Origin of the sequence: Enterococcus sp. HMSC078F03 (assembly GCF_001811595.1) — a bacterium.
GTDB lineage: Bacteria > Bacillota > Bacilli > Lactobacillales > Enterococcaceae > Enterococcus > Enterococcus faecalis.
On record NZ_KV805551.1, the window covers coordinates 106,071 to 131,872 of the forward strand.

Sequence of the window (25,802 nt, forward strand, 5' to 3'; positions counted from 1 at the left end):
TCTAATATTTGCTGCCCTTTCCAAAAGAAAGGGCTTTTTTAAGTTGACACCTTTCGCGACAAACATTAGAATAAAATTGTGTGTATGCACAAATATGCAAGTAGGCATATTGATAATTGATTTTAGTTTATCAAAAAACTACAAGATATGAATTAACAAAAAGATAGTATGGAGGTGGAAATATGGTTTTAAATATTCTCCTCGCTATCGTCGGTTTGATTGTCGGTCTTGGTTTAGGATTTGTTATTGCAAAGTCACGTCATGATAAAGCAATAAATGGTGCAAAAATTTCAGCGTCGAGTATTCTCGAGAACGCTCGGAAAGAATCAGAAACACTGAAAAAAGAAGCATTGCTAGAAGCTAAGGAAGAGAACCAGAAGTATCGTTCAGAAATTGAAAGTGAGTTGAAAGAAAGCAGATTAGAACTTAAATCTCAAGAAAATCGTTTAATTCAACGGGAACAAACGTTGGATCGTAAAGATGACTCTCTTGAAAAACGTGAAGGCTCACTGGAAGAAAAAGAAGAGAAACTTGGTGCTAGACAGCAATTAATTGATGAGCGAGAAAAAGAAGTAGAAAACTTAATTAATCAGCAACATCAAGAATTAGAACGAATTGCTTCCCTTTCAAAAGAAGAAGCAAAATCGATTATTATGAAGTCAACAGAAGAAGAGTTGAATCATGAACTAACCTTGATGGTCAAGGAGTCAGAACAACGTGCCAAAGAAGAATCTGATCGCAAAGCGAAGAACTTGCTTTCCCTAGCAATTCAACGTTGCGCCGCTGATTCTGTTTCTGAAACAACTGTTTCCGTGGTCACTTTACCAAATGATGAGATGAAAGGTCGCATTATTGGTCGTGAAGGACGTAATATTCGTACATTGGAAACATTAACAGGGATTGACTTAATCATTGATGATACGCCAGAAGCGGTTGTGTTATCCGGATTTGATCCAATCAGACGAGAAATCGCTCGAATGACCTTGGAAAAATTAATCCAAGATGGTCGGATTCATCCCGCTCGTATCGAAGAAATGGTAGAAAAATCACGTAAAGAAATGGATGAACGGATTCGTGAATACGGAGAACAAGCAGCCTTTGAAGTAGGTGCTCATACGTTACATCCTGATTTAATTAAAATTTTAGGCCGTTTACGTTTCAGAACAAGTTATGGTCAAAATGTCTTGAACCATTCAATCGAAGTAGCAAAACTGGCTGGCGTTTTAGCCGCCGAATTAGGCGAAGATGTTCAATTAGCCAAACGTGCAGGTTTACTACATGATATTGGGAAAGCATTAGATCATGAAATTGAAGGTTCTCACGTTGAGATTGGCGCAGAATTAGCTGCGAAATATAAAGAAAATTCAGTAGTTATTAATGCCATTGCCTCGCATCATGGTGATGTGGAAGCAACCTCAGTTATTTCTGTTTTAGTGGCAGCCGCAGATGCGTTATCTGCAGCCCGTCCAGGTGCACGTAGTGAATCGTTAGAAAACTACATTCGCCGCTTAGAAAACTTAGAAAATATTTCTAATAGTTTTGAAGGCGTGGATTCAAGTTTTGCTGTTCAAGCGGGACGTGAAGTTCGTGTCATGGTGAAACCAGAAGAAATTTCTGATTTAGAATCTGTTCGTTTAGTTCGAGACATTCGGAAGAAAATTGAAGATGACTTGGATTATCCAGGACATATCAAAGTAACGGTTATCCGTGAAACACGTGCCGTTGACTATGCGAAATAAAATAAAAAGCGAATAAGTATCGCGTGTAGTGTCTCAACTAATAATCCTTGCGATTATTAGTTGAGACACTTTTTTTAATCTTTTAAAACCAAAACTTTCTTTTCAAAGCGAAAACAACTATAATAAACAAGAGATGTTAAAAAGAGAAGAGGAACCTTTTTGCGTATATTATTTATAGGAGATGTTGTCGGTTCTTTAGGAAGAGAAGCCTTAGCAACGTATGTCCCTAAATTAAAGAAGAAATATCGTCCACAAGTGACCATTGCCAATGGTGAAAATGCGGCATCTGGTCGGGGAATTACTGGCAAGATTTATAAGAAATTTTTGCAAGATGGTGTCGATGTTGTTACGATGGGTAACCATACGTGGGACAACAAGGATATCTTTGAATTCATTGATGATGCGAAGAAAATGGTTCGTCCAGCGAACTTTCCAGAAGATGTTCCTGGTCAAGGAATGGTTTTTGTGAAAGTCAATCAATTGGAACTAGCGGTGATTAATTTACAGGCCCGCACATTTATGGTGCCATTGGAAGATCCTTTCAAGAAAGCCGCCGAGCTAGTGGCTATCGCTCGCAAACGGACACCGCTCATTTTTGTGGATTTTCATGGCGAAACGACGAGCGAAAAACAAGCCATGAGCTGGTTTTTAGATGGCCAAGTTTCAGCCGTTGTTGGAACACATACGCATGTTCAAACAAATGATGCTCGGATTTTACCGAAAGGGACAGCCTTCTTAAGTGATGTCGGTATGACCGGTCCTTATGATGGGATTTTAGGAATGAAGCGTGAACCGATTATTGAGAAGTTTATGACAGCATTGCCGAAGCGCTTTGAGGTAGTCGAAACAGGGCGGACAATTTTATCTGCCTGTATTTTAGAGATTGATGACCAAACGGGCCAAGCGAAGATGATTGAGCCGATTCAGATTAGTGAAGATCGCCCGTTTCAAGAATAATAGAAGAAAAGTTAATCTCGGATCATTAAGAGGTTAACTTTTTCTGCTCTTATAGAAAAAGTGCCGGTGAAAGATGAAGGTGAAAAAAATGGAGCCGTTGAATTTAGATGCACAAAGTAATAAAGAATTAGAAAAATTGTTACATTTAATTGGACAAGATGAAGTCATTCAGCGCTACCAAGCGATTGAAGAAAAGGTAAAGAAAAACAAAAAGCTGACAGAATTAGTGGAAGAAATCAAAGCTGCGCAAAAAGATGCGGTTCAATTTGCTCACTATGGCAAACCAACTGCTGAAAAAGAAGCCATTCAACGAGCTGATGCGAAAACAAAAGAATTTGATGAGCACCCACTCGTTGTAGCCTACCGCGAACAACTGATCGAAGCCAATGACTTAGTCCAACATGTCACGGCGCTCATTCAATACCGCGTGAACGAAGAGCTAGAGAAGGAAGGGAATTAAATGCCACAAAAGACAAAAAATACACCCATGATGGAACAATATTTATCCATTAAGGCCCAATACAAGGATGCGTTTTTATTTTATCGCTTAGGTGATTTTTATGAATTATTTTATGAAGATGCTATCAATGCAGCGCAAATCTTAGAATTGACGTTAACCAGTCGCAACCGCAATGCGGATGATCCGATTCCTATGTGTGGCGTTCCTTATCATGCCGCGCAAGGTTACATTGATACGTTGATTGAGCAAGGCTATAAAGTAGCGATTTGTGAGCAAGTGGAAGATCCAAAGACTACCAAGGGCATGGTCAAACGAGAAGTGGTCCAGTTGGTAACGCCAGGAACGGTGATGAATAGTAAAGGCTTGGAAGCCAAAGACAATAATTACTTAACCGCTGTGCTAACAGATGGTAATCAGTTCGGTTTTGCCTATGTAGATTTGAGTACAGGCGAATTAAAAACAGCAGTCTTGGCTGATGAAGAGGGCGTTTTGAACGAAGCTTCTGCGTTGCAAACAAAAGAAATGGTCCTAGGTTCAGGGATTCCTGAATCGTTAAAAGAGAACTTAAGTTTACGTTTAAATATTATCTTTTCGACACAAGAAACGGTGGAAGAAAATGCCGAGTTTAGTTTTTTAACTAATGAACTGATTAATCCATTAGAAATTGAAATTACAGGCAAGTTATTATCTTATTTATCTGTTACCCAAAAGCGGAGCTTGTCCCATATTCAGAAAGCTGTGGAATATCAGCCAGATCATTTCTTGAAAATGGATCATTATTCTAAATTCAATTTAGAATTGAGTCAGTCGATTCGAACAGGACAGAAAAAAGGGACTCTTTTGTGGCTATTAGATGAAACGAAAACAGCTATGGGCGGCCGTTTGTTGAAACAATGGTTGGATCGTCCGCTAATTCAGGAACGTCAAATTAAGGCGCGTCAAGAAATGGTGCAATCCTTATTAAATGCCTATTTTGAACGCTTAGATTTGCAAGCAGCATTGACGAACGTTTATGATTTAGAGCGGTTAGCAGGACGCGTGGCATTCGGCAGTGTGAATGGGCGTGATTTAATTCAATTACGGACCTCTTTAGAACAAGTACCAACGATTCGACAGTTAATTGTCGGGATCAATCAAGGGGAATGGGATGATTTATTAGTCGACTTAAACCCTGTTGAAGATTTAGTGGCATTGATTGCGACGGCGATTAATGAAGAAGCCCCTTTACAAATTACTGAAGGAAATGTTATTAAAGACGGCTATAACGACCAATTAGATGAATACCGTGATGCCATGCGTAATGGTAAGCAATGGTTAGCGGAGTTAGAAGCGAAAGAACGCCAAGAAACAGGCATTAAAAACTTGAAGATTGGCTACAATCGTGTCTTTGGTTATTTCATTGAAATCACTAAGTCAAATTTAGCGAATTTAGAAGAAGGAAAATACGAGCGTAAGCAAACATTAGCTAATGCGGAGCGCTTTATTACGCCAGAACTAAAAGAATTAGAGCGTTTAATCTTAGAAGCTGAAGAAAAATCAGTTGAACTAGAATATCAATTGTTCTTGGCCGTGAGAGAACAAGTGAAAACGAACATTGACCGGTTGCAAACACTGGCTAAAACCATTAGTGCGGTTGATGTTTTACAATCTTTTGCAACAATTAGTGAACGGTATCAATACGTTCGACCAACGTTAAGAAGTAACACGAAAAATTTGGCGATTGTCGAAGGACGACACCCAGTCGTGGAAAAAGTTTTAGGGCATCAAGAATACATTCCAAACAGTATCCGCATGACCCCAGAAACAGATATTCTCTTGATTACTGGACCAAACATGTCAGGGAAAAGTACCTACATGCGTCAATTGGCTTTGACGGTGGTCATGGCACAAATTGGCTGTTTTGTACCAGCGGAAAGTGCTGAAATGCCAATTTTCGATCAAATTTTTACACGGATTGGGGCCTCTGATGATCTAATTGCAGGGCAAAGTACCTTTATGGTAGAAATGATGGAAGCCAACCAAGCACTGCGGCACGCCACGCCTAACAGCCTAATTTTATTTGATGAATTAGGACGCGGCACGGCAACCTATGATGGAATGGCGCTAGCGCAAGCCATCATTGAATATATCCATCGTGAAGTACAAGCTAAAACGCTATTCTCTACACATTATCATGAACTAACTGTTCTAGATGAAACCTTAAAAGGCTTGAAGAATATTCACGTGGGCGCTGTCGAAAAAGATGGCGAAGTGGTCTTTCTTCATAAAATGATGGAAGGACCTGCTGATAAGAGCTATGGGATACATGTTGCTAAAATCGCTGGTTTACCAAGCCCGCTTTTAGAACGAGCAGCCACCATTTTATCCGCTTTAGAAGCAGAAGAAACAACGATTCCAAGTTCAGTTCATCATGAAGAAGTTTCAGAAGTCCATGAAGAAACCGAGCAACTTTCATTATTTAAAGAAGTTTCAACAGAAGAATTAAGTGTCATTGACACATTGAAGAAAATGAATCTATTAGAAATGACACCACTAGATGCGTTAAACATGCTTCATCAATTGCAAAAACGTATCTAATTAGGAACCGAACCGGTTAGGAGGTCGTGAAATGGGGAAAATTCAAGAACTATCCGAACAACTAGCCAACCAGATTGCTGCTGGTGAAGTTGTTGAACGTCCCGCTTCTGTCGTCAAAGAATTGGTGGAAAATGCACTGGATGCAGGAAGCACCCAAATTGATATTTTTATTGAAGAAGCTGGCTTGAAAACCATTCAAATTATTGATAATGGTGAAGGAATTGCCAAAGAAGATGTACTGAATGCCTTCAAACGCCATGCCACAAGCAAAATTCATACAAGAGATGATTTGTTCCGAATTCGCAGCTTGGGGTTCCGAGGCGAAGCCTTACCAAGTATTGCCTCAGTTTCTGAAATGATTGTCGAAACTGCCACAGCTGAGGAAGAAGAAGGCAGCTATGTGATTCTAAAAGGGGGCAAGGTCGAAGAAAACCGACCAGCAGCCCTCCGTAAAGGCACAAAAATGACCGTTTCTAATTTATTTTATAATACGCCCGCTCGTTTGAAATACGTCAAAACGATCCAAACGGAATTGGCCAATATTGGTGACATTGTCAATCGTCTGGCGTTAAGCCACCCTAAAGTCGCTTTTCGCTTAGTTCATGACGGCCACAAAATGATGAGTACAACAGGCAATGGTGATTTAAAACAAACGATTGCGGGGATTTATGGCATTAGCACCGCAAAGAAAATGTTGAAAATTGAAGGAAAAGACCTTGATTTTACTTTGACAGGGTATGTCTCATTGCCAGAAGTCACACGGGCCAGCCGCAACTATTTATCAACGATTATCAATGGTCGTTATATTAAAAATTTCGCGTTAAATAAAGCAATTGTAGCCGGCTATGGTTCGAAACTAATGGTGGGGCGTTTTCCAATTGCTGTGTTAGAAATTGAAATGGATCCGCTGTTAGTTGATGTCAATGTCCATCCTACTAAGCAAGAAGTTCGTTTAAGTAAAGAAAAAGATTTAATGGCATTAATTGAACAGGCGATTCAAGAAGTGTTGAGCCAAGAACAGTTGATTCCCAATGCGGCAGACAATTTGCGTTTTAAAAAGAAACTACCGCCAGAACCTAAAGCCGAACAAATGGAAATTCCTTTATCGACTGAACAACCTGCGGTAAAACAACGACCGGGCAGCTTAAGCTATAATCCCGCAACGGGTCGCTTCTATGCGGAACATGCGACAGACGAAACACCAGCCTCAAGCGCCCCTGAAGCTGTCAACCAGACAGAAAGAGCAGTGGACCCAATGGACGATCCATTTGCGCCGCCAGTGCCAGAATCAACGAGTGTAGCGGAAGAAACGTCAGCTTACGAAACCTCTTCGGCAGCTGCTGATTCCGCAAATCATTGGGAAACAGCTAGTAATGAGCAACAGATAATAGCCGAAGAAACGAAAATAACTGAAGTATCTGATTCAGAACCTTCTCTGCGTTCATCAGAGGCTGCTGACGAGGTTTTCCAAGAAGAAATGAAACTTCACCCAGAATTCGATGCCAATAGCGCTGCGAGTCAAAGAGAACTGAAACAAGCCCTGAACAAGTTGGAAGAAGAACGACCGACAGAACGTTTTCCTGAGCTAGAATACTTCGGTCAAATGCACGGAACTTATTTATTCGCACAAAGCAAAGATGGCCTGTTTATTATCGACCAACACGCTGCCCAAGAACGAATTAAATACGAGTACTTCCGTGAAAAAATTGGCGAAGTCAGTGATGATTTACAAGAACTATTGGTACCAATCGTTATTGATTATCCAAATAGCGATGCCTTGAAAATTAAAGAGCAGAAAGAAACCCTTGCGGAAGTCGGCATCCATTTGGAAGACTTTGGACAAAATAGTTTCATTGTGCGGGCGCACCCAACTTGGTATCCTGCAGGCGAAGAGGAAAGCATTGTTCGCGAGATGATTGACATGTTGCTAACAACTGGCTCGGTCAGCGTGAAAAAATTCCGTGAAGCAACTGCCATTATGATGAGCTGTAAGCGATCCATCAAAGCCAATCATTACCTCAATGAGCAACAAGCACGCGTGCTATTAAAAGATTTAGCCTTGTGCGAAAATCCGTTTAATTGTCCGCATGGACGTCCGGTGCTGATTCATTTTACGAATTCAGATATGGAACGAATGTTTAAACGCATTCAGGACCCCCATTAAAAAGAAACGAGGCGTCATCATTTTATGCAAATTATTTTAGCATCCCAATCTCCTCGCCGTCAGGAGTTATTAAAGCGTGTGGTCCCAACTTTTACGATTGCACCAGCCGATATCGATGAAACTGTTGGCAAAGACGGCTTACCAGCAGAATATGTGGCGCAAATGGCTGCCCAAAAAGCAGCGGCTATAGCAGAACAATCCCCCGAAGCACTAGTCATTGGCTGCGATACAATTGTGGCATTGGCGGGAGAAATCCTCGGCAAACCCACTTCTCGGGAAGACGGTTATCGCATGTTGCGCCTCCTAAGTGGCAAAACACATGACGTGTATACAAGTGTGACGTTGAAACAAGGGAAAAAGAGCGCTCCGCGACAGTTCATTCAACCGTGACGTTTTATCCACTGACAGACACGGAAATCCATGCGTACTTAGACACCGCAGAATATGCCGACAAAGCAGGCGCTTATGGTATCCAAGGACAAGGAGCATTACTAATTGAAGCAATCGCTGGCGATTATTACGCCATTATGGGTTTACCAATTGCCAAAGTAGCCCGACTACTAAAAGAATTCAACTAATAAAAGACAGTCCTTTTCATTCGTCAAAAAGAGAAAGGACTGTCTTTTACTATGCAAACTATTAGGTGCCTGTTTGGCAAACGTGGTATCATTGAACCCAATAAATTGAACAGAAGAAAAGGAGTGGACAGAATGACAAAACCAACAGAAGAAGAATTAAAACAAACCTTGACGGATCTTCAATATGCCGTCACACAAGAAAACGCAACAGAACGCCCTTTTTCAGGAGAATATGATGACTTTTACCAAGACGGAATCTATGTAGACATTGTTAGTGGCGAGCCGTTGTTTAGCTCCCTGGACAAATACGATGCTGGTTGTGGCTGGCCATCCTTTACCAAACCAATTGAAAAACGTGGCGTCAAAGAAAAAGCTGATTTTAGTCACGGCATGCACCGAGTAGAAGTTCGCAGTCAAGAAGCGGATTCACATTTAGGGCATGTTTTCACTGATGGCCCACTCCAAGAAGGCGGCTTACGTTATTGCATTAATGCGGCAGCTTTGAGATTTGTGCCAGTGGCAGATTTAGAAAAGGAAGGCTATGGCGAGTACCTTTCTTTATTCAAATAATCCTCATTTTTTAGACAAATACGATAAAATAGTTAGAAGAAAGCGACTTTTGATGAATATCTTGTATGAAATACAGAAAATCTCTTGATTTATTTGGCTAGGACTACTATTATTTTAGAAGGAAAGTATTGTTCAGTTTTAACGAATTGGCTGAAATAGAAAGTGGAGGTTCTAATGTCGAAACATTATTTTGATCCAAGATTGAAAATCTTTTCTTTGAACTCTAATCGTCCCTTAGCAGAAAAAATTGCGGATGCTGTGGGTGTGGAGCTAGGAAAGTGCTCTGTAACACAATTTAGTGATGGCGAAATTCAAGTGAATATTGAAGAAAGTATTCGTGGTGCACATGTTTACGTCATTCAATCAACAAGTAGCCCTGTTAACGATAACTTAATGGAACTATTAATCATGATTGATGCGTTAAAACGTGCGAGTGCTAAAACAATTAACGTGGTTATGCCTTATTATGGGTATGCACGTCAAGACCGTAAAGCACGTGCCCGGGAACCAATCACTGCTAAACTTGTTGCAAACATGATTGAAAAAGCTGGTGCAACAAGAATGTTGACATTGGACTTACATGCGGTCCAAATTCAAGGATTCTTTGATATTCCAGTGGATCATTTGATGGGTGCACCATTAATTGCCGATTACTTCATCGAACACGGCATTCAAGGCGATGACGTCGTTGTTGTTTCCCCTGACCATGGTGGTGTAACGCGTGCGCGTAAATTGGCAGAATTCTTAAAAGCACCAATTGCGATCATTGACAAACGTCGTCCAAAAGCGAACGTAGCAGAAGTAATGAATATCATTGGTCATGTGGAAGGCAAAACATGTGTCTTAATTGATGACATGATTGACACAGCGGGGACAATTTCTCTTGCTGCAAACGCATTGAAAGAAGCCGGAGCAAAAGACGTTTACGCTTCTTGTACACATCCCGTTTTATCAGGACCAGCCTTACAACGTATTGAAGATTCAGCAATTGAACGCTTAGTTGTAACAGACTCTATTTACCTATCTGATGATCGTAAAATTGCTAAAATTGACGAAGTCAGCGTTGGTGAATTAATCGGAGATGCGATTAAACGTATCCACGAAAACAAACCAGTTAGTCCGTTATTTGAAACAAAAAATAAATAATTATAAAACCCGCCCACATCATTTTTCTGATGTGGGCGGGTTTTTTGTGTATTATAAATTATTTAATAGCAAATGAATCGCAAGAGGATACGTGAGATTGTTATTACAGAAATAATAGGTAGAGGCTAAAACCCAGCCCATTCCACAATAAAAAAGCATGGAAATTGATGGTAATAGTCCATGGCTAAGACCAAAAAAAAGACCAGAAAAAAATATTTTACATAAGACACTTCGAGAGGTGTTTTTTATAAAAAATAAGTTCATAAAAATGCCACGAGTCAGGAGTTCTTCTATTATAGGTGAAAAGAGTCTAGTATGAAGGGCCATTAAAACAGGTGCTACATTTCGGACTTCATTAATATAATGTTGATTTTCTGGAGTAGGAATGCGTGAGAAAAGTAAATTTAGAATAATAGAAAATAAGAACATGCCAATAGCTAGTAATAGACTTTTAAAGATAGCTTGCTTTTTTTTCTTTACTATTTTTTTATAGAAAACTGACAGCACGATAATAATAATTAAAGATAGTACACTATCAAAGATAATCAAGGCTTTTTCGTTATTTTTTATAGCTATTAAGCTCATTCCAGTTAATGCTTCTATGCTGGGTAGGGCTGTCAAAAAAGTGAACAGGAGATAAAGAAGTGTTTTTTTCTTTGTAGATAATTTTGTCTCGATACTATAACAACCACCTTTCCTATTTTATCAGAATGATATGTTTACAAATTGAACTACTAATCAAGGAATAAAAAGGAAATGAAAAAATGATGCTTCCTCTATTGTGAGTTTTATTATAATTAGATAAAATATAGATGTCAAAAAGATTAAAAGGTTGGAGCTTTAAAAATATTGGAAAGGAGTATACAAATGAAAAAGATAACTGAACGACCAATTGTCAAAATCTTAATTAAGATTTTGATGTTTGCCCTATGTTTTTATGCGGGGATAAAATTCGTTGATTTCATTTTTCCGTTAGTAGGATTTAAACAATAAGCAAAAGAAATGAACGTGGAGACAAGCACAAAGGACCGTGAACTTCGTTGCTAATAGTAAAGTATTGGTCCTTGGAAACTAAAAAGCTGTTAAAATGACAATAAAAAATAACCGTCAACTTTGATCAAGTACGGTTATTTTTAATTAATCCAAAAAGTCACCGTCTTAAACGGCTCTACATCAGAGAGGTATGTTGAAGCATATCTCTCTTTTCATTTTCATTATAGCACATTTTCCCGAAAAGCACGAATAAATTTAGCGTTAATCCGTGCAATCCTAAAAGCTGTTAAAGAGGAGAAAAACCTCTGGGCTTTTTCTCTTTGCCTATAGTCTGTTTAGCCCGCTTTTTTGTTAAAATTTATCGTAAACTTCAATTACTGAGGTGCTATTCAGCTCAGACTTACTTATCTTAATTACTTCATGGGATTCAGTTAAAGATTTCGATTGGCTCTTTCGTGGCTGATTTATTAACGATAATAAAGATTGTGGAACGTACTTTTTGTTATTCTCTTTACATGTTAACGCCACAATCATTTTGCCTGAACGAATTGCTTTTTCATACTGTAAATTATAAAATTTTCCTCCATCGCATATTCGTACACCTGGAGAAATAAGCATTTCTAATAGAGGAATTACTTGTAATTTTTGGCCTGTGGTTCCATCATCTTTAGGTTTAATCCCGCGCAGTGAAACTTTATTATTTTTTAAAGCTCTGTAAAATTGAGTAGCCTTAAAACGAAATTTACAGCTCCCTTGTTTATCTATTTGATAATAGTCAACTCCGCATAAATGCATAAAATTCCCAGCTTCAAATTGAACGTTCATTTCTAACAATTTCTTTGTTTTCCGATGTTGATATGTATAAGTGAACATATGATTATTGAAGTTGGTGTCATAAATTAAGAACGCCTTTCTAATTGTGTCAAAATCTTTTTTCTCAATCATTAGTTTCTCCTATAAATAAAGAAGCCAAGCTTAGCTTGCCTTCTTTAAACTTCAAATATAATTCAGGTTTTTCTGTTGCTCACCAACTATTGGCTCTACGTCCAATTCTATATCGAGTTTTTCTGTTGCTCGCCAACTATCGGCTATTACTTCCGATTTCAGTATTGAGTTATTATGATGCCTGATCATCAAGAAACATCTACTTGTTTCTAATAAAAGTCTACCACAGAACCACGTTCAACTCAATCCTTTTTAATCTAATAATGGAGTGTAATGACAATAAAAAAAAACCGTCTACTTTGACCGGTACGGTTATTTTTAATTAATCCAAAAGGTCACCGTCTCAAACGGCTCTACACTAGAGAGGTATGTTGACGCAGCTCTCTTTTCATCTACATTCTAGCATAGATACAATGTAGATGAAAAGAGGTGCCTACTGCTAAAGGTTCGTGTCATTCTTTAGCGATTGAGCAGTGCATCAACGCTTAGTTCAGTCATTTCAGAGACTTGCATGTCGGCTCCGATTAAGGGTTGGCTGGCCGACAAGCCGACGGCATAGATGCCCGCGGCTTTCAAGCCGTCAATGCCTGATTGTGCATCCTCAAAGCCAATGGCGTTTTGCGGTAGCACGCCAATACTGTCAGCGGCGGCTAAAAAGATTTCAGGATCGGGTTTGCCTTTGCTTAAGGAGTCGGGATCGACAATTGTGGCGAAGTATGCGCGCACGCCTAATTTTTCCAAAATCAGGGGCGCATTTTTTGACGCCGAAGCCACGGCACAGGGGATGTGTTGTGCTTGAGCTTGCTGTAGCAATGGCACGACACCAGGTAAAACATCTTCTGTTGTTAAATGTTCTAATAATTGAACGTAGTGGTCATTTTTTTGCTGAGCTAAGGCTTCTTTTTCTGCTGGAGTAAACGCATTTTCACGGTGGCCATGGGCTAAAATGCGGTCCAAGGAATCCATCCGACTAATGCCTTTTAATGTTTCGTTGAAGGTTTCGTCAATGGAAATGCCTAGCGAATCGGCCAACGCTTTCCAAGCTTGATAATGAAATTTGGCGGTGTCAGTAATGACACCATCCAAATCAAAAATAAATCCAATCGTCATTGTGGTTCGCTCCTTTATTGATAATGTACTTCTTTTGGTCGTTCGGCGGTTAACGGAATCAACGCGCCCTGAACCAATAATTGTGTGTCTTTATCTGCTGTAATCGTGACACTGGTTTGTGTTAATGAAAATTGATACGTCACGCCTTGATGAATAAACTGGAACGCCAGCGCTTGCCAATGTTCAGGTAAGTTTGGACAAATTGATAACTCGTTCTGGCGCGTGTCAACGCCTGCATACGTCGCTAAAGTAACGTGGATCGTCGCAGCCATGACCCCTGTATGAATCCCTTCAGCGGTCGTGCCACCTTGAATGTCACGATAATCGGAATACAACGCTTCTTGATAAAGTTGCCAAGATAGCTCATGGAATTGCGCCATTTCTGCCAATTGGGCATGAACAATTCGTGACAAAGTCGAACCATGAGACGTCCGTTTTAGATAATATAAAAGATTTTTTTCCAAATAATCCGCAGGCAATTGATACCCTAAATCTTCTAAAATTTGATCCACCCGAGTTTTGTCTAAGTTGTAGAACAACATTAACGTGTCGGCTTGTTTCGCCACTTTGTAATCATCGGGGGATTCTCCTTCGGCTTTTAAAATTCGATCCATGCGGTAAATATTGCCGTATTTCTCTTTCATCGCCGCCCAGTCAATCTCTTTTAAGCCGAAATACCCTTCATATTGCGCAATAATGCCGTCAGAATTAACTTCAATTTCCAGTGAATTTTGAATTTGCTGCATGCGGGCTAGATCAGCCGAAGAGGTCTGCGTTTTGGCAAAAAGTTGTGCCTGTTCTTCCTCAGAGAAAAGTGCCAAAATGTTGGTTAATTCTTCGAATAGCCAAACCACCATCAAATTCGTATAGGCGTTGTTTTTCAAGCCGCTTTCCGCTTGGTCTGGATAGCCCTCGTGAAACTCATCAGGTCCCATCACTTTATCAATAAAGAACCGTCCTGTTGCGTCATCTAACGTCGCAGCGCTGTTCCAAAATTGAGCGATTTCTAACAACATTTCGCCGCCATATTGTTTCATAAATTCATGATCCTGTGTACTATGCCAATACAACCAAGCATTGTAAGCAATCGCTAGGGACACATGCCGTTGCAGAATACTATGATCCTCGCCCCAATGTCCATTCAACGGATTTAAGTGAAGCTTTTGCGTGGTTTCACGCCCATCACGTCCTGATTGCCACGGATACATTGCGCCACGATACTGGCTGGCCGCCGCATTTTCCTTCGCCTTCTCTAATCGGTGGTAGCGATACAGCAACAATTGTTTCGCTGTGTCAGGATAATGTTGAATATAAAAAGGTAAAATAAAAATTTCATCCCAAAAAATATGTCCACGATACGCTTCACCATGCAAGCCTCGGGCGGTAATCGAGACGTCCAATGCTTGGGCTTGGTTACTAAAAGGCGAAGCCGAAGCCAGCAAGTGATAACTGTGAATCCGTAAAAGTTTTTGAGACATCAAATCGCCTGTCACGGTAATGTTGGCTTGTTGCCAAAGGGTTTGCCAAGCGCGGGCGCTTTCCTGAGCGGCGGCCGCAAAAGAGTCCCTCGGCGTAAACGGTACTTGCCAACTTTGTTCGGCGTGGCTGGCTTGCACAAAGACTTGTTTTTCTAGCGTATAGCGCGTTCCTTGGTGCGCCATCACGGTCACCACTTGGGCGATTTTTTCCGCTTCTTCTTGAATCGTAATCGCTTCTTTTTCAAAAAAATCACCGGTTATCAAGGACGTTTCTCGGACGCTCAAGTTGGATTGATTGGTACAAACCTCAATCACGGTTTTGTTTTCCTTCGCGCTTAATGCTGTCACCTGAAAATGTTTGGCTGTTAAGTTGCGATACCGCGCCACGTTATAGTTGTAGACACTGCCATCCGTGACGGTTTTCAAAGTAATCGGGGCCGAAAAGTTTAACGGCTCAAACGTATATTGCAGATGATAGTCATTCGGCTGTGCCATATTGGCGATTTTTTTCGTCGTTAATTTAATTTGCTGATTGTCCGCATCTTTCAAAATCATTTCTGCGACAAACAATCCCGTTTTCAAGTTCAATTGACGGTGTAATTGTTGTAGCGTGTCTGGGGAAATCGTTAACCAGTCAGTGGTATCGCCAATTTTTAAAGCGATGTGTTGGTTGTCAGGAGCATTGACGAAATCTTCATTTTCCACTACTTGACCCGCAACTTCCGAAGCCGCTGTATTATAAAGCCCCGCAATGTAGGTCGCTGGATAATGATCATCAGAAATCGTCATCTCAGGTGTCGTGCCGCGCAAACCTAAAAAACCATTGCCGACAGTTAACAGGGACTCCACCGCATATTCATTTTTCCCAGGCACGTAGCCATAATAGTCCAAATGCCAAGCCAGATACTGCCGTTTTTCTTCAAATGCTGCCAGCAGGTTCGGTGCCGCCGCTTGTTCGGCTGCCGTTAAAAGTGGTGTGTTCAACTGTTCCGCGAATGCTTGAATCACCGCTTTCGGAACCAGCGCCAACGTTTCCTCTGGCGAAAAGAAATCCGCTGGGAAATCAGCCACAATCCCCCCCAGAATCGGCGCAGCCTCTGCCACAATCAATTGGCACAGTTCAGGAACCGTTTCTTCGATAGTCAAAGCTTCAAAAGGGAATGTTTTTTGATGAAGCGGTTCCAATTTATGGTTAAAAAAAGTCGTCGTTAGTTGGTTCGTTGCGAATGTTAATTCTAAAATGGTCATGTTTGGCGCCTCCTTGTGAACTTGTATAGACATGTTTTGTTTGACTACAGTATAGTATGAACGAATCAGAATTACAAGGATTTTCCCTAGATTCTTGGGAAAACTTTTCCAGAAGGGGGCAGCAACCGACTGCGCTGGGTCTGAAAAAAAGTCGGTCAAGCAGTGGTTTAGCTGGGGGAGTTTGTGGCGTAAGTAAGGCAGAAAGTGCGGGGTATTTTTCTGACCAGCTCTAGGTTTTTCGGAGGGAATATGCTATGCTTTTAGAAAAGAAATTGTTGGTAGAGGAGGATCGGCATGAACAAGTTTCATGACATATTTTTAGAATTAGAACAACAAATTGTCCAAGGCGACTATCAGCCAGGCGATTTATTACCTAGTGAAAATCAATTAGTGGAAACCTACAATGTTTCCCGTGAAACAATTCGGAAAGCCTTGAATTTACTGATTAACGCTGGCTACATTCAGAAAAAACAAGGCAAAGGCTCGATTGTGCTCAACTTTAAAAAGTTTAATTTTCCTATTTCAGGGGTGACCAGTTACAAGGAGTTACAACAAACGCAACATATTGAAAGTCATACGCATGTGGTTTCCTTAGAAGAAATTCCTGTGGAGCGCAACTTGGCTCAGTTGACTGGTTGGACGGAAGGGGCCCCTGTGTGGCGCTTAGTTCGGCAACGGGAGATTGAAGGGGAAGTCGATATTTTAGACATTGATTACTTGATTAAAGAGATTGTCCCAGAACTGCCGAAGCACCGTGCCGAAGATTCGATTTTCGATTATCTGGAAAACGACCTTGGCTTGGCGATTAGTTATGCCCAGAAAGAAATTACCGTGGAACCGCTCACAGAGATGGACAAGCAGCTGATTGGTGAAGTGGAAGGCAATCATGTCGTTGTGGTCCGTAGTATCATGAACTTGGAAGATACCCGCTGTTTTGGCTATACGGAATCCCGTCACCGCTTAAACAAATTTAAGTTTGTGGAATTCGCCCGTCGCCGTAAATTATAAGTCTTAGTGACGAACAAATATGAAAACGGCTGTCATTAAATAAAAAATTACGGTTTTTTCGCTGCATCTGCGAATAAATGTATAAGATTTTAGGAGAAAACGTCACAAAGTTAGAGTTTGACCTCTACTTTGTGACGTTTTCTCGTTGTTTATTAAAGTATTTTCTCGAAAAAAACATTAAATAACAGCCGAAAATATCAATCAGTGTTGAAAAAAAGCCTTTAAACTAAGGGGAAACGTTGCTTTTAAAGGAAATGTTGTTTTTTTGCAAGAACTGTTCAATATTTAAAATCACAGACAATGGGGAATCTTGTATAATAAAGCCATAGCTTCAGCAGCGCCGAAGAAACAACTAGGGCGCACTGGAAATTCAGGATGTTAAAGGAGATGTACATATGAAAAAGAAAATAATGGCAAGTTTATTGGTTGGTAGTGCCGTAGTTGGCGCTAGTTTGGCACCACTTTCAGCACAGGCGACTACGACAGGGAATACGCCAGTAGATGTGGAGTTTGAGGGAGGAACGATAGAAGGTCTGGAAACTAGCTTTGATTTGATATATCTTCCAACTGCTTTTACTTTTCCAGCAACAAAAATTAGTGATGATTTATCAGCTATCCCGCAGCTCAGAGCTATCAGCAGTTCTCTTTATATCGGTGATTTACGAGGTACAAAAGAAGGTTGGCATGTTACAGGTGAAGTGAAAGAAATGAATAATGGGACAGATAAGTTATCAGGTGGTATTAATTTCGGTTTAAGAGCTTCTTATGCACAATATAATGATTCACAAAAAGGATATGTGCCATCTGCTACTTTAAATGGCATAAATATTGCTGATGATCCGACAGCTCCTAGCTTTGTTGGTACAACTATGAATATCGGTGGTGGGGCTTCTACAATAGTTACAGCATCTGTTGGTAAAGGACAAGGAACGTGGGTATCAACGCTTAATGATGTTTCATTAAACGTTACCACACCAATGCAACAACTTAAAAAGGGTGCCTATACAGGGACTGTTACCTGGAACCTCGTCGCAGGACCATCAATCTAAATACAAGAAATGAAAGAATCAAGTACAGAACAGCAATCGTTACTTTTGCTGTTCTGTACTTGATAGACGAATTGAAAGCAAAGGAGCGTACATAGATGAAAAAGAAAATCATGGCAAGTTTATTGGTTGGTAGCGCCGTAGTTGGCGCAAGTTTGGCACCACTTTCAGCACAGGCGGTGACGACAGGGAATACGCCTGTATCTGTGGGGGTTGAGGGAGGTGTATTGCCAGACCAAGGGGATAATACTGGTGGAAGTGTAGATCCAGACCCAACTAAACCAAATACGGATTTTGATTTATTAGCCATTCCAAGAAGTTTTAACTTTCCTCTTACAAAAATTAATGATGATTTATCTGCTATTAAAGAAAATTCAACGACATATAGAGCTCTTATGGTAGGCGATGTGCGTGGTACTAAAGAAGGCTGGCATGTAACGGGCGAAATAGCAGAAATGAAGAACGGGGCAGACAAATTAGATGGACAGTTTAATTTTGGGATGACACCGTATTATGCTTTATTCTATGCTGGCACGGGTTTGTATTTGGGAATGAGCAATCAAAATGGAATGAGTATTGCTGATGATCCAACAGCACCTAGTTTTGTTGGAACAAACATGACAATTGGTGGTGGTGCTACTACGTTAATTAATGCTACTGTTGGTAAAGGTCAGGGAACTTGGTCAGGGCGTATTGATAATATGACGTTAAATGTTACTACACCGTATCAACAACTTAAAAAAGGCGCCTACACAGGTAACATCACCTGGAACCTCGTGGCAGGACCATCAATCTAAGACAAAACAAAAAAGTCATCCCTTCAGGATGACTTTTTGCTTATTTCTCTGTGAAGGTGCTGTCTGTTTTGACAGTTTCAGCAGGCGGTGTTTGCGCCGCTAATAAGTCGCGAATTTCTTTTAAGTAATCTTCGCTCGTTGGTACCACTTCTTCTTCTGCCGCTTCTTCTTTTTTGCCGCGGTTTTTCATTTTGTTGGCCGCTTTGACAATCAAGAAGAGGACGAAGGCCGTAATTAAAAATGTAATAAGTGCACTAATCACGCTACCAATATTGAATTCAACGCCTTCGACTTTATAAACAAGGGCACCCAATGCATCGTCGGCGCTCTTTTTCCCAGTCGTCAAGACAAAAATCAGACTAATTAACGGGGTAATCAAGCCTTCCACCACTTGTGTCACAATCGCTGTAAACGCACTACCAATGACAACACCAACGGCTAGGTCTAAGACACTCCCGCGCATGATAAACTCTTTAAATTCTTTAATCATTCTTTTTTCCCTCCTCACTTTAAAAACAGTATACCGAATCTTCTTGAAAATTTGAACTGAAAAACTCTTATCATTCAGAAAGCACCTGAAGCTGTGTTATAATGGAGCTATTGGAAAAAACATTAAAAAATGCTTTAGAATTTACGCGATACATATATTTCACAGCATTCTTTAGGTAAGATGAAGCAAATGAAGGAGCGATGCGGCAATGTCTGTTCAATTAGTTAAAGGCGTGAATTTACACGTCATTCCTACAGAAAAATATAAAACGGTGCGTCTTTTAGTCCGCTTTAATACACGATTAAATCATGAAACCATTACAAAAAGAACGCTGTTGTCCAGTTTGATGGAAACCAACAGCTTGAATTACCCGAATCAAGTCAAATTAAGTGAGCGTTTGGCGGAACTTTACGGCGCCAGCTTCGGGATTGGCGTTTCCAAAAAAGGCAATCAACATTGGTTTAATATTTCTATGAACATTGTCAATGATCATTATTTACAGGATAGTCAGGTTCTCGCCGAAGCGGTGGACTTTTTGAAGGAAATTATTTTTGCCCCCAATATTCAAGCGGGCCAATTCGAGGCGGAAACCTTCCAACGGGAGAAAGAGAACTTGAAAGCGTACTTGGAAAGTATTGTGGAGGATAAGCAAACCTATGCTTCTTTGGCGCTTCAAAGTGTCTATTTTAATCAATCGGAGGATCAAAAAATCCCTAGTTTCGGGACCGTTGCGGCGTTAGCTGAGGAAACAGCGGCGTCATTAGCGGCATATTATCAAAAAATGCTGGCGGAAGATCAAGTGGATATTTTTGTTTTAGGCGATGTCAATGAGGCGGAGCTAGTGCCGTTATTCAAGCAATTACCGTTTACGCCTCGTGAAGAAGGCAAAGCCGCGATTTTCTACAATCAACCAATTCGCAACGTGATTGAAGAGCGGACCGAGCGTGAGGTGTTAGCCCAATCGAAATTAAACTTGGCTTACAACACGGATATTTATTATGGCGATAGCTATTATTTTGCGTTGCAAGTGTTTAATGGGATTTTTGGCGGTTTCCCGCATTCTAAATTATTTATGAATGTCCGTGAAAAAAAGCATTTAGCGTATTATGCTTCTAGTAGTATCGACACTTTCCGTGGCTTCATGACGGTTCAAACAGGAATCGATGGCAAAAATCGGAATCAGGTCTTGCGTTTGATTTCGACAGAATTGGAAAATATTCGCTTAGGTAAGATTAGCGAATTAGAAATTGAACAAACGAAAGCAATGCTAAAAAATCAGTATATCTTAGCGTTAGATAATGCAGGCGCGTGGCTGGAAAAAGAATACTTGAACCAATTAATGCCGCAGACGATGCTGACGGCGGAGGAATGGATTGCGCGGATCAATGCCGTGACCATTTCAGAAATCCAAGAAGTGGCCAAACGCTTGGAACTTCAAGCGATCTTCTTTTTGGAAGGAGAAACGGAAAATGATTAAAAAAGACTATGCACAAATTAAAGAAACATTGTATACAGAAACACTGGCGAATGGGTTAAAGGTTTACCTATTACCGAAAAATGATTTCCAAAAAACGTATGGCTTGTTTACGACCGATTATGGTTCCATTGACAATACGTTCGTGCCAATTGGTCAAGAGGAAATGATTGAAGTACCTGACGGAATCGCCCACTTTTTAGAACATAAAATGTTTGAAAAAGAAGATGGCGATGTCTTCCAAAAATTTGGGCAACAAGGGGCTTCAGCGAATGCCTTTACCAGTTTTACGAAAACGAGTTATTTGTTTTCAACGACGGATCAAGTGACACAAAATCTAGAAACGTTGCTTGATTTTGTGCAATCGCCGTATTTTACGAAGGAAACGGTCGAAAAAGAAAAAGGCATCATTGGACAAGAAATTCAAATGTATTTAGATGATCCTAACTGGCGCTTGTTCTTTGGGATTTTAGGCAACCTTTATCCGAAACATCCATTGCATATTGATATTGCCGGTACAGTGGCAAGTATTGCGGAGATTACCGCAGAAGATTTGTATACATGTTACAATACGTTTTATCATCCAAGTAATATGACCTTATTCGTGGTAGGGAAAATGGACCCTGAAGCGTTAATGGCCTTCATTCGTGAAAATCAAGCGGCGAAAGAGTTTCCTGCCGCCCAACCTATTCGTCGACATTTCCCTGAAGAAACAGCTGCTGACATTGTCAAAGAGAGCGCCATTGAAATGGCAGTCACACGGGCAAAAGTGCTTGTTGGTTTGAAAGGCTTAGATGAAGTGCCAACAACGGGTCGTGACTTAATGAAATATCAAGTCACCGTCAACTTGTTGTTACAATTATTGTTTGGTAATACCTCTCAAAACTATTTAGCTCTTTATGATGAAGGCTTGTTAGATGATAGTTTTAGTTATGACTTTAATTTAGATCGCAGTTTCCATTTTGCGGATATTGGCGGCGATAGTGAGCAACCAGAAGTCTTAGCAGAACGAATTGAAGCTATTTTATTATCTGCCACAACAAGTCCAGAATTAACGGAAGAAAATTTGTCCTTATTGAAGAAAAAAATGATTGGTAAATACTTCCAATCCTTAAACTCTTTAGAGTATATCGCCAACCAATTTTCACAATCATTGTTTGGGGAAACCACGCTGTTTGATAAGATTGAAGTCATTGAAAGCATTCAATTAGCCGACGTCCGCCAAGTAGCAGAGACCTTTATTCGTGAAGAAGGATTGAGCCGTTTCTACATGTATCCTAAAGGAGAAACCGAGTAATAAACCAACTGTTTAAGAAAAAGAAAAATCTTTGAAATCTTTCAATTTTGTTATCCTCAGTTGGCTTCTTTTGTGGTATTCTTAAAGGACGGGAATGTTTTCCTTGGCAATTGAAAAAGACTGATGAGACAATCGATAAATTAACAAAATAGACTGGAGAAGATGGACGAGTGGCCAGCGTAAATATTGGAGAAACACTAAAAGAAGCAAGATTGCAGAAGAACATCTCAATTGATGAACTGCAACAAATGACAAAAATTCAAAAAAGATATTTAGAAATTATTGAACAAAACGATTTTGAGTCCTTACCAGGCACCTTTTATGTGCGGGCGTTTATCCGCCAATATGCAAGTGCGGTCGGCTTAGATGGCAATCAATTGGTAGATATCTATGATGGCAAAGAACCAGCAATTGTCGAAGAACCCAAGCCAGTGTATGAAGAGCTTGAAGGATCACGTAAGCAATTGCATGACGAAGAAAAGCAATCCAGTTGGTTACTGCGGAACTTACCAGCCATTGCCTTTTCGTTAATTGGTTTAGCCATTGCGGTCGTGGTGCTGTATATTATGTGGCAAGATCAAAAAGCCGAACCGATTATTCAAACACCGGCAACTAGTGCCAGTGTGGAAAAACCTAAAGAATCAAGTCAAGCCCCAGAAAGTAGCACACAAAGTAGTACACCGCCGTCTTCTTCAAGCGAACCAGAGAAGAAAACAGCTGTGGCTGTGGTGAGCGATGCCAACAATCAAGTAACTGCAACGGTTAAAGATGCGAATAGTCCAATCAACATTACCTTTAAAGGGACTGAAGGCTCTTGCTGGATTGGCGTGATGGTCGATGGCAACTACACCTACCAACACACCCTGCAAGCAGGAGAGACCCAAACAACAGCTTTACCTGCGAACGCCGCCAACGCGACACTGATTCTAGGCGCCTCAAATAACGTCGCCATTCAAGTCGATGGCGCCGATTTAACACTGGAAAAAACGCCAGTTTTAATTCGTAAGGATGTTACATTAGGGATTACGTATCGTTAGAAATGGTGTAAGAAGAATCTGGATAAACTGTCAAACGGCAATTATTCCAGATTCTTTTCTTTTATAATTAACAGCGAATGGTTAAAAAGACGACAATAATAATTCAAGAGAGAAGGGGTTATCAATGCTTAAAATAGTTAATAAAAAATTTAATCTTATCACCATATTTTCAATCGCTCTGTTGGTCATGGGCTTCTTGATTGTTGGCTTACAACTGTATTTCTACTTTATCTATGGTTCTAAATTTTTAGACAGTATCACATTGATTGGAATGATTAATTTAGGTTTAGGCTATTACCAGCTCTTTCTAAAAAAAGGCAAGAATATTTCTGAATAAACGGTCAAACGGCAATTATTCCAGATTCTTTTCTTTTTTTCGTGACACTGCCAGCAAGATAACGTAAAATAGAACAGGAGAAGGAAGGGGCAATTGAAGTGAATTTACCAAATAAATTAACAGTTTTAAGAATATTTATGATTCCGATTTTTATTATTATTGTGTCAGTGCCAATGGACTGGGGAACGATTAGTTTTGGCGACACAACGTTAGCCGTTACCCAATTAGTGGGCGCGATTATTTTTGCAGTTGCTAGTTTTACAGACTGGTTGGATGGCAAAATTGCCCGTGCACAAGGCTTGGTGACGAACTTCGGAAAATTTGCGGACCCATTAGCGGACAAAATGCTAGTGATGACCGCTTTTATCGTCTTAGTTGGTCAAGGCAAAGTACCTGCTTGGATTGTAGCAATTATTGTTTGTCGTGAATTGGCAGTAACTGGTTTACGGTTGTTATTAGTCGAACATGGCGAAGTAATGGCAGCAGCTTGGCCAGGAAAAGTAAAAACAGCTACCCAAATGGTTGCAATTATTTTACTGTTCATTAACAACATTCCATTTTCAGCACTTCATCTACCACTAGATCAAATCATGCTATATGCCTGCTTGATTTTCACCATTTACTCTGGTGTTGATTATTTTGCTAAGAATAAAGATGTTTTTAAAGGTTCGATGTAACCATATAAAAAAATTGCTTGATAAAAGCATAAATGAAAAAAGGTTCAAAGGTAAAATTGGTGAATCTTTTTTCTGTTCAGTGGGAATAGATATCTTGTTTGAATTTAGAGAACAATTGTTTGCTTTTATTTGACAAGAGGCTATGATTTAGCTATAATGTGGATGAAAGAAGTCAGAAATTCTTATGGCTCATATAGAATTTCTGGAGGTAAAACTCACCTGAAAGGGTACCAGATTATCTGGAGTGATGATAGAGCCAATCATCGAAAACTTACTTTCAGTGTCACGGTGCATGACACTCCAATGATACTTCTCAATTCATAGCTGACTGTTTCAAGTCGTTATGAACAAAGGATCTAGAGGCTGATACATTTAGTAGCCAGAGGGTTGATAAACTATCAGCATATTTATTTAAAGTACGAAGGCTTAGAAGGAGCCTAGGCGAAAGCTGAAAATAATGCACCCTCTTATGAGATATTTCAACAAACGTGCTTTTTGCACGTTTGTTTTTTTTATCAAAATGAAAACGTAGAGGAGGGATGGAATGGGTGAAGCTAAAGTAACTAAAACTTTCCGATTAACAGAATTAGTGGCAAGTGATTTAAGTTGTAAAGATTTATTTGATGAACTTATTGCCGTTTTAGAAATTTTAGATGTAGAAGTTGTTAATAAAAAAATAGTTTATTTCTATAAAAGAAACGTGAAAAGTAAACAAGAAAAATTAGAAGTTTGTTTTACTAGAGAGAGTATTCTGCACTTAATTGGGATAAGTTATTATGATATTAATGAAAGAGAAACCTCTAAGTCAAGAATGAAAAGTAAGTATGCTATTGAATTTTATAGAGACTTTAAAAGAAATAAATTGAACTTTTCAAAATGTTGGGTAGAAAGTACAAGAAAAGTAAAAGATAAGCTTCAGGTATTGAAATACATTAAAAGCATAAAGACAGATGTGGTCAGAATAGGCGCTGACGGACAATTAAGAACAATTCCTATGACGAACACAATCAGTACGCCTAAGATTGGTTTAGGGATTGGCTTATATCATGATCATCCAGAATTCTCAATTCCTCGTTCTTGTTTAAATCTTGCTCAGGATAAAGAAGCGAAACAACATACCTCGTTTCGTAACGCCTGTCGGTGTACAAAAATTTGGATATATGAAAGAACAGAACAGGGTACTTGGAAATTAGAAGATAGGCAAGAATTTTTTAAAAAAATACAGGCAGAAAAAAGTAAGAAAAAAAGAAGAAAAAAGTAAGATTACGTCATTAACTTAGTTTGTAATTTGCTATATATCGTCAGCTAATGATGTCGTAGAATGAAAAAAGGGGTTCTCTTATACTAATTTTTGTAAAGAATTAAATTTATTTTCTATTACAAGTCCAGTATAGAACTTATTACTTACATAACAGTACTTTTAGAAAAAATCAGAAACAAAATTAAAGAGAGTAGCCCCTTTGAATTTAAAATTTAATAACGATACGTTAAGAAGTACTATCACTTTTTAATTGGACGAACATCACAATCTGAAATGATAAGAGTTGCGAAATTTGGGGGATTTCGTTTTAATGATTTGCATAAGAAGCATTAAAACATAAGCTTGGTTTCATTTCTAAAAAGCATACAAAAATTTGGAAAGTAACAATTTTTCTATAAATAAACTGCCAAGTA

General features: G+C 39.7%; 22 protein-coding genes and 1 pseudogene. 18 read left to right on the forward strand and 5 right to left on the reverse strand.

The genetic code is table 11. From position 1 onward, the window contains the following. Window positions 1–182: 182 nt before the first annotated feature. The 8 genes and pseudogenes from rny to HMPREF2810_RS04535 all read left to right on the forward strand — a co-directional run bounded on the left by rny (window position 183) and on the right by HMPREF2810_RS04535 (window position 10,191). Window positions 183–1,739, forward strand: a complete 1,557-nt coding sequence (gene rny / locus HMPREF2810_RS04500; RefSeq protein WP_002354863.1) for a ribonuclease Y — start codon at window positions 183–185, stop codon at window positions 1,737–1,739. A 159-nt stretch (window positions 1,740–1,898) separates the two neighbouring features. Further along, on the forward strand, window positions 1,899–2,696 hold the full coding sequence (locus tag HMPREF2810_RS04505; RefSeq protein ID WP_002354864.1) for a TIGR00282 family metallophosphoesterase: 798 nt from the start codon (window positions 1,899–1,901) through the stop codon (window positions 2,694–2,696). Between the two features lie 73 nt (window positions 2,697–2,769). Beyond that, entirely contained in the window at window positions 2,770–3,156 is a 387-nt protein-coding gene (locus HMPREF2810_RS04510) for a YlbF/YmcA family competence regulator (protein WP_002359008.1), read from the forward strand. Next, window positions 3,157–5,733 carry a DNA mismatch repair protein MutS gene (gene mutS / locus HMPREF2810_RS04515; RefSeq protein WP_002383209.1) on the forward strand — a complete coding sequence of 859 codons (2,577 nt, stop codon included), beginning with the start codon at window positions 3,157–3,159 and terminating at the stop codon, window positions 5,731–5,733. Window positions 5,734–5,764: 31 nt separating this feature from the next. Beyond that, window positions 5,765–7,897 carry a DNA mismatch repair endonuclease MutL gene (mutL, locus tag HMPREF2810_RS04520; RefSeq protein ID WP_002367463.1) on the forward strand — a complete coding sequence of 711 codons (2,133 nt, stop codon included), beginning with the start codon at window positions 5,765–5,767 and terminating at the stop codon, window positions 7,895–7,897. Between the two features lie 24 nt (window positions 7,898–7,921). Further along, a pseudogene (locus tag HMPREF2810_RS04525) lies at window positions 7,922–8,475 on the forward strand (nucleoside triphosphate pyrophosphatase). Window positions 8,476–8,607: 132 nt separating this feature from the next. After that, the gene (gene msrB, locus HMPREF2810_RS04530) at window positions 8,608–9,045 is read left to right on the forward strand and encodes a peptide-methionine (R)-S-oxide reductase MsrB (protein WP_002354871.1); all 438 of its coding nucleotides are present in this window, start codon (window positions 8,608–8,610) and stop codon (window positions 9,043–9,045) included. Window positions 9,046–9,219: 174 nt separating this feature from the next. After that, window positions 9,220–10,191 carry a ribose-phosphate diphosphokinase gene (locus HMPREF2810_RS04535; protein WP_002381060.1) on the forward strand — a complete coding sequence of 324 codons (972 nt, stop codon included), beginning with the start codon at window positions 9,220–9,222 and terminating at the stop codon, window positions 10,189–10,191. A 51-nt stretch (window positions 10,192–10,242) separates the two neighbouring features. On the opposite strand, the gene HMPREF2810_RS04540 is transcribed toward HMPREF2810_RS04535, so the two are convergent. After that, complete coding sequence (locus HMPREF2810_RS04540; RefSeq protein WP_002385180.1) at window positions 10,243–10,776, reverse strand: CPBP family intramembrane glutamic endopeptidase; 534 nt, start codon at window positions 10,774–10,776, stop codon at window positions 10,243–10,245. A 282-nt stretch (window positions 10,777–11,058) separates the two neighbouring features. On the opposite strand from HMPREF2810_RS04540, the gene HMPREF2810_RS16005 reads away from it, so the two are divergent. After that, window positions 11,059–11,184 carry a hypothetical protein gene (locus HMPREF2810_RS16005; protein ID WP_002383214.1) on the forward strand — a complete coding sequence of 42 codons (126 nt, stop codon included), beginning with the start codon at window positions 11,059–11,061 and terminating at the stop codon, window positions 11,182–11,184. 351 nt (window positions 11,185–11,535) lie between these two features. Here the strand turns inward: HMPREF2810_RS16005 and HMPREF2810_RS04545 are convergent, their stop codons facing one another. The 3 genes from HMPREF2810_RS04545 to HMPREF2810_RS04555 all read right to left on the reverse strand — a co-directional run bounded on the left by HMPREF2810_RS04545 (window position 11,536) and on the right by HMPREF2810_RS04555 (window position 15,998). After that, window positions 11,536–12,129 carry a PBECR4 domain-containing protein gene (locus tag HMPREF2810_RS04545; RefSeq protein WP_002385181.1) on the reverse strand — a complete coding sequence of 198 codons (594 nt, stop codon included), beginning with the start codon at window positions 12,127–12,129 and terminating at the stop codon, window positions 11,536–11,538. Between the two features lie 459 nt (window positions 12,130–12,588). Next, a complete protein-coding gene (pgmB, locus tag HMPREF2810_RS04550; protein WP_002385183.1) occupies window positions 12,589–13,239 on the reverse strand; it encodes a beta-phosphoglucomutase in 651 nt (216 codons plus the stop codon). 14 nt (window positions 13,240–13,253) lie between these two features. Then, entirely contained in the window at window positions 13,254–15,998 is a 2,745-nt protein-coding gene (locus tag HMPREF2810_RS04555; protein ID WP_002385186.1) for a glycoside hydrolase family 65 protein, read from the reverse strand. A gap of 261 nt (window positions 15,999–16,259) precedes the next feature. Here HMPREF2810_RS04555 and treR point away from each other — a divergent pair, with 261 nt between their 5' ends. The 3 genes from treR to HMPREF2810_RS04570 all read left to right on the forward strand — a co-directional run bounded on the left by treR (window position 16,260) and on the right by HMPREF2810_RS04570 (window position 18,816). Further along, window positions 16,260–16,973, forward strand: coding sequence for a trehalose operon repressor (treR, locus tag HMPREF2810_RS04560; RefSeq protein ID WP_002354877.1), 714 nt, complete (start codon window positions 16,260–16,262; stop codon window positions 16,971–16,973). A gap of 395 nt (window positions 16,974–17,368) precedes the next feature. After that, window positions 17,369–18,022: a WxL domain-containing protein gene (locus HMPREF2810_RS04565; RefSeq protein ID WP_002385188.1), complete on the forward strand. Its 654-nt coding sequence runs from the start codon at window positions 17,369–17,371 to the stop codon at window positions 18,020–18,022. 95 nt (window positions 18,023–18,117) lie between these two features. Continuing rightward, window positions 18,118–18,816 carry a WxL domain-containing protein gene (locus HMPREF2810_RS04570; RefSeq protein WP_002385190.1) on the forward strand — a complete coding sequence of 233 codons (699 nt, stop codon included), beginning with the start codon at window positions 18,118–18,120 and terminating at the stop codon, window positions 18,814–18,816. Window positions 18,817–18,856: 40 nt separating this feature from the next. On the opposite strand, the gene mscL is transcribed toward HMPREF2810_RS04570, so the two are convergent. After that, complete coding sequence (gene mscL / locus HMPREF2810_RS04575; protein WP_002354883.1) at window positions 18,857–19,306, reverse strand: large conductance mechanosensitive channel protein MscL; 450 nt, start codon at window positions 19,304–19,306, stop codon at window positions 18,857–18,859. A 208-nt stretch (window positions 19,307–19,514) separates the two neighbouring features. Here mscL and yfmF point away from each other — a divergent pair, with 208 nt between their 5' ends. The 6 genes from yfmF to HMPREF2810_RS04605 all read left to right on the forward strand — a co-directional run bounded on the left by yfmF (window position 19,515) and on the right by HMPREF2810_RS04605 (window position 25,389). Continuing rightward, a complete protein-coding gene (gene yfmF, locus HMPREF2810_RS04580; RefSeq protein ID WP_002385191.1) occupies window positions 19,515–20,783 on the forward strand; it encodes an EF-P 5-aminopentanol modification-associated protein YfmF in 1,269 nt (422 codons plus the stop codon). Continuing rightward, window positions 20,776–22,077 carry an EF-P 5-aminopentanol modification-associated protein YfmH gene (gene yfmH, locus HMPREF2810_RS04585; RefSeq protein WP_002385192.1) on the forward strand — a complete coding sequence of 434 codons (1,302 nt, stop codon included), beginning with the start codon at window positions 20,776–20,778 and terminating at the stop codon, window positions 22,075–22,077. Before yfmF ends, yfmH begins: the two co-directional genes overlap by 8 nt. A gap of 170 nt (window positions 22,078–22,247) precedes the next feature. Beyond that, on the forward strand, window positions 22,248–23,114 hold the full coding sequence (locus HMPREF2810_RS04590; RefSeq protein ID WP_002359020.1) for a RodZ domain-containing protein: 867 nt from the start codon (window positions 22,248–22,250) through the stop codon (window positions 23,112–23,114). A 124-nt stretch (window positions 23,115–23,238) separates the two neighbouring features. Further along, window positions 23,239–23,451: a hypothetical protein gene (locus HMPREF2810_RS04595; RefSeq protein WP_002359021.1), complete on the forward strand. Its 213-nt coding sequence runs from the start codon at window positions 23,239–23,241 to the stop codon at window positions 23,449–23,451. Between the two features lie 98 nt (window positions 23,452–23,549). Next, complete coding sequence (pgsA, locus tag HMPREF2810_RS04600; protein WP_002365382.1) at window positions 23,550–24,128, forward strand: CDP-diacylglycerol--glycerol-3-phosphate 3-phosphatidyltransferase; 579 nt, start codon at window positions 23,550–23,552, stop codon at window positions 24,126–24,128. 544 nt (window positions 24,129–24,672) lie between these two features. Then, window positions 24,673–25,389, forward strand: coding sequence for a PBECR4 domain-containing protein (locus tag HMPREF2810_RS04605; RefSeq protein WP_002378980.1), 717 nt, complete (start codon window positions 24,673–24,675; stop codon window positions 25,387–25,389). Window positions 25,390–25,802: the final 413 nt, after the last annotated feature.